General features: G+C 32.4%; 4 protein-coding genes. 3 read left to right on the top strand and 1 reads right to left on the bottom strand.

Annotated features, from left to right (window positions below; genetic code table 11):
• Window positions 1-47: 47 nt before the first annotated feature.
• Entirely contained in the window at window positions 48-392 is a 345-nt protein-coding gene (locus KI369_RS26995) for a helix-turn-helix domain-containing protein (RefSeq protein WP_000892710.1), read from the bottom strand.
• 50 nt (window positions 393-442) lie between these two features.
• On the opposite strand from KI369_RS26995, the gene KI369_RS26990 reads away from it, so the two are divergent.
• The 3 genes from KI369_RS26990 to KI369_RS26980 are packed head-to-tail and all read left to right on the top strand — an operon-like array spanning window position 443 to window position 3,712.
• The gene (locus KI369_RS26990) at window positions 443-631 is read left to right on the top strand and encodes a hypothetical protein (protein ID WP_154981855.1); all 189 of its coding nucleotides are present in this window, start codon (window positions 443-445) and stop codon (window positions 629-631) included.
• Window positions 628-2,136: a recombinase family protein gene (locus tag KI369_RS26985; RefSeq protein ID WP_212958630.1), complete on the top strand. Its 1,509-nt coding sequence runs from the start codon at window positions 628-630 to the stop codon at window positions 2,134-2,136. Before KI369_RS26990 ends, KI369_RS26985 begins: the two co-directional genes overlap by 4 nt.
• The gene (locus KI369_RS26980; protein WP_154981857.1) at window positions 2,081-3,712 is read left to right on the top strand and encodes a recombinase family protein; all 1,632 of its coding nucleotides are present in this window, start codon (window positions 2,081-2,083) and stop codon (window positions 3,710-3,712) included. The genes KI369_RS26985 and KI369_RS26980 overlap by 56 nt, the downstream gene beginning before the upstream one ends.
• The last annotated feature ends 160 nt before the right edge of the window (window positions 3,713-3,872 follow it).

The raw sequence follows: 3,872 nt of genomic DNA, 5'->3' as shown, positions 1-3,872 counted from the left end.
GGCTCGGAGAGGTGTATAAGGGACAGTGTCTATACTATGCATAGAAATTATTTCAAGTTTTGTTGGAAAATATTGAGTCCTTTTTCTAATGTTTCAAGCAAAAAAGCAGCAGCTTCTGGGTTTTGTTGATGCAAATTCAATAAAGGTTCTTGCATGGCATTTACTTGTAAAACAAAATTTTGTTCAGTTTCATTTAATGAATGGATGGAGCTAAATAACCCTAATTCTTCTTGTAGTTTTGGAAGAAGTCGAAGAGGAATGTTATCTGTTTTACCAGTCTCTAAATGACTTAAATATCCTGCTGAGACATCAAGTGTAGCTGCGAAGTTATTTAAACTAATGCCTTTTTTTTCGCGTAACATACGAATGGTTGCTCCTACATTTTCTAACAAATTTGTTCAGCTCCTTATAAAAAGATATAAACGGAAAGGAAATGATTGAAATGTCAAAGATGAAAGAAATGAAAAAGTTAACACTTGGTTCCGTACAATATGTTCATGATCCTGAAGCAGCACAAAAATGGTTTGATTTATATATCGAGTGTGTAAAAGAAAAGGTACTAAAAGAAACTTCTAAAAATGATGGACAAGCGTATATTGAAAATAAAGAAGGAGGTGAGTCCTGTTATTGAAACGGACAGTTGCTTATTATAGAAGTTCAACAACGCTTCAAGAAAATTCGATTGTAATGCAACGCTCTAAGGTGGTTCACTACAGTGTTCAAAAGAAATTACCAATTCATGAAGAATATAAAGATGAATATGTATCATCTCGAAAGATTACGCTATTAGATCGTCCAAGTATGGCGAGGTTAATACAAGATATTAAAGAGGAAACGATTGAACGAATTCTTGTATATAAGCGAGATCGATTAGCTAGAAATTTAAATGAACACTTGGAATTATATAAGTTGTTCAAAGAGTATAATATTGAAGTTTGTTTTGCATCTGAAAATGAAATTGCTATGACATATACTGCAATAGGTGAATATCTTGAGTGTATTTTAGGTGCCATGAATGAGCATGAAGGAAAACAAATTGCTGAACGGATTATGGAAACAAGAATTGCGAATTTTATAGCAGGTAAATCATCAGGTAATGTGCCTTTTGGTTATGAAACGAAAAAACGTGAGGACAATAGTACATTTATTAAACGGATAGAACCAGAGCTAAAGATTGTAAGAGAAATATATGATGCGATTTTGAGTGATAAATATAAAACATTACAGGAACTGTATCGTGATTTAAATGAACAAGGAAAGCTAAAAAGGAAAACAAAATGGCATCAAAACCTTATCTTTGAAACTGTGTCTAATCCGTTGTACATGGGAACGCAAAAAATGAACTCAAATAATCAGTCGATACCTAGGTATTTAACTGAATTATCGATTGTTAATGAAGAAGAGTGGAATGAAGCAAATGATAAAATTTTAGGTATGCTAGTTAAACGAAAGCTTAATGTAGCTAAATTTCGATTTCCGTTAAAAGAAATCCTGCAATGTTATGAATGCCGAAAAGATTTGACTACGAATGAAAGAATGCGAAATGGGAAAACGTATAAAGTTTATGAATGTAAAGAGCATAATGTATTTGTAGTAGCTGATAGCATCGAAAAAGATATTATAAGACATGGAAAAGAGTTTTTTACAAAGATGCTTCGAAGCGATTTTGAAAAATTATATAAACGTAGTCAACAGAAAAGTATTGAACAACTACAAAAATGGATAAAAGAGCAGGAAAGAATAGTAAGTAATCAAGAAATACAGCTTGCGAAAAAAATTGATCGATGGTTAAAAAACGAAAGTGTTCATCATAAAAAAGAAATGGATTTGACTTACGATGAGTTGAAAGAAGAGAAAAATCGATTAGTGAAGTTACAAAAAAGATTATATGAGATCAAGCATATTAAAGAACAAGCGCAGCAATGGTGTAATGACTTGAAATATGAAAATATCATTTTGGAATTAAGCGAAGAAAAACGAAAAGAATTTTATCGTGACATAATTGAAGTGATTTATGTTAGTGATTATGAGTATCATATTATTTTTAAACATCCTTTTATGATGGTACAGGGGGTTTATTGTGAGCCAGAAAATAGCTTATCAACGTCTCGAAGACATATTGAAAAAGGGAAGTAGGATAGCGCTTTACGCACGATATTCCACCGATAAACAAGATGAGAATGCGCAAATCCACTCTGTAAGAAATTTTTTATCGGATTATGGCTGTGAATTATTAGACGATAATATATACATTGATCCGAAGACGTCTGCTGTTAAGATATCGATGGATCAAAGGAAGGATTTGCAGAGATTAATAAAAGATGCTAAGGAAAATAAGTTTGATTGTATCGTTTCTTATAAAAATGACAGAATTGCGAGGAATACGAAAGAACATAATGAGTTTCGAACAGAAATGCAAAGACTCGGAATGCCAGTTGTGTTAAGTAGTACGAGAGAAATATATACAACAGGAGAAATTGTTCCTCTGACAATAAAGGATGCATTGACTCAAATTGAACCTGTACTAATTGCAGAACGAACAAGGGATACATTCAGCAGTAAAATAGAAAATGGTGAATGGACTGGTGGACAGGCACCGTATGGATATAGTTATGATAAAAAAACAGAGTGTTTTGAGCCTGTAGATAAAAAAGTGGAAGTTGTACAGGAGATTTTTCGTTTATTTAAATTAGGATATGGGCTCCAGCAAATTGCAAATAAACTCACTGTAGACCAGCGGGATATAGAACAAAAATGGTACAAAGACAAAATCAAATATATTATTACGAATCCTTTCTATGCAGGATATATGACGATGAATCGTTATGTAAAAGGTATGCTTCAGTTGAAAATGGAGACATGGACGTGGTCTGAAAAACAAGAAAATATTCCAGCAATTATGTCACGAGACGAATGGGAATATTGTTTTTATTTATATGTTGAGAGACGAAAAAGTCAAACGGTAAGAAAAAGCAGTACATCTTTTTGGTTACGAGATATATTGCATTGTAACGAGTGTCAACAGCCACTTAAAACAAAAAATCAAAAAACGAAAAGTAAACGTAAAAATGGTGAAGAAGTGGAATATGGAAAGGTTCTATACGAATGTAGAAATTGTGGTTTGAAGTTAGAAACAGAAAAAATACATGATAAGTTCAAGGAAGATATGGGGAAAGTTTTAAAAAAATTATTAGAAAAACATCGAGAAAACTTGATACAACAAACGTATCTGCAAATTGAAAAAGAACATGAAGAAATTGTTAATGTTCAAAAAGAATTAGTGAATAAACGAATCAAACATATCGAAAGTATTGATGTGTTGGATAAGAAGATTAATCAATTGTACAAGGACATAACGACAGGAAAGGCTGATAAAACGAATAATGCAGAAGATGCATCTAGTAAAGAGGAGAAGCTAGTCGACTGGAATGAAAAACTTATAGAAATATTGCTTACAGGAAGATCGAAAAAATATAGTGATTTGGAGGAAGTAAAGCAGCAACAGCAACTGTTAGAGGATAAGCAAGAAAGGCTAAACATTGCAATGAATGCACTGGAAAATCAATATCAAGACGAGTTACTCAACTTTTCGTTCGATCCAGAAAATGTACAGTCCATGCGGAATTTTTTACTACAATTTGTTAAGGCAGTATATGTATCGAAGGATATGCGCTTAGATTACAAAGTATATGAAAACTTAATCAGTGAATGAACCACCTACCATGAATAGGTGGTTTATTTGTTTTGTGTGGGGAGTTTCTGTATCCCAAAAATAAATTTTCCACTTCGCTCAAGATTTGTGAGAAAATAAATGAGAAGCATATATTGTGATGGCAGATGAAGATACATTTACTTTATTTCTCATTACAATC

Source organism: Bacillus sanguinis (genome assembly GCF_018332475.1).
GTDB classification, from domain to species: Bacteria; Bacillota; Bacilli; order Bacillales; family Bacillaceae_G; genus Bacillus_A; species Bacillus_A sanguinis.
Note: the sequence above shows the minus strand (reverse complement) of the source record. Positions and strands in the feature narration are given on the sequence as shown.

What these genes read in the sequence shown, in the direction of transcription:
- KI369_RS26990 (WP_154981855.1), top strand. Translation starts at nt 443, where the DNA reads ATGTCAAAGATGAAAGAAATGAAAAAGTTAACACTTGGTTCCGTACAA.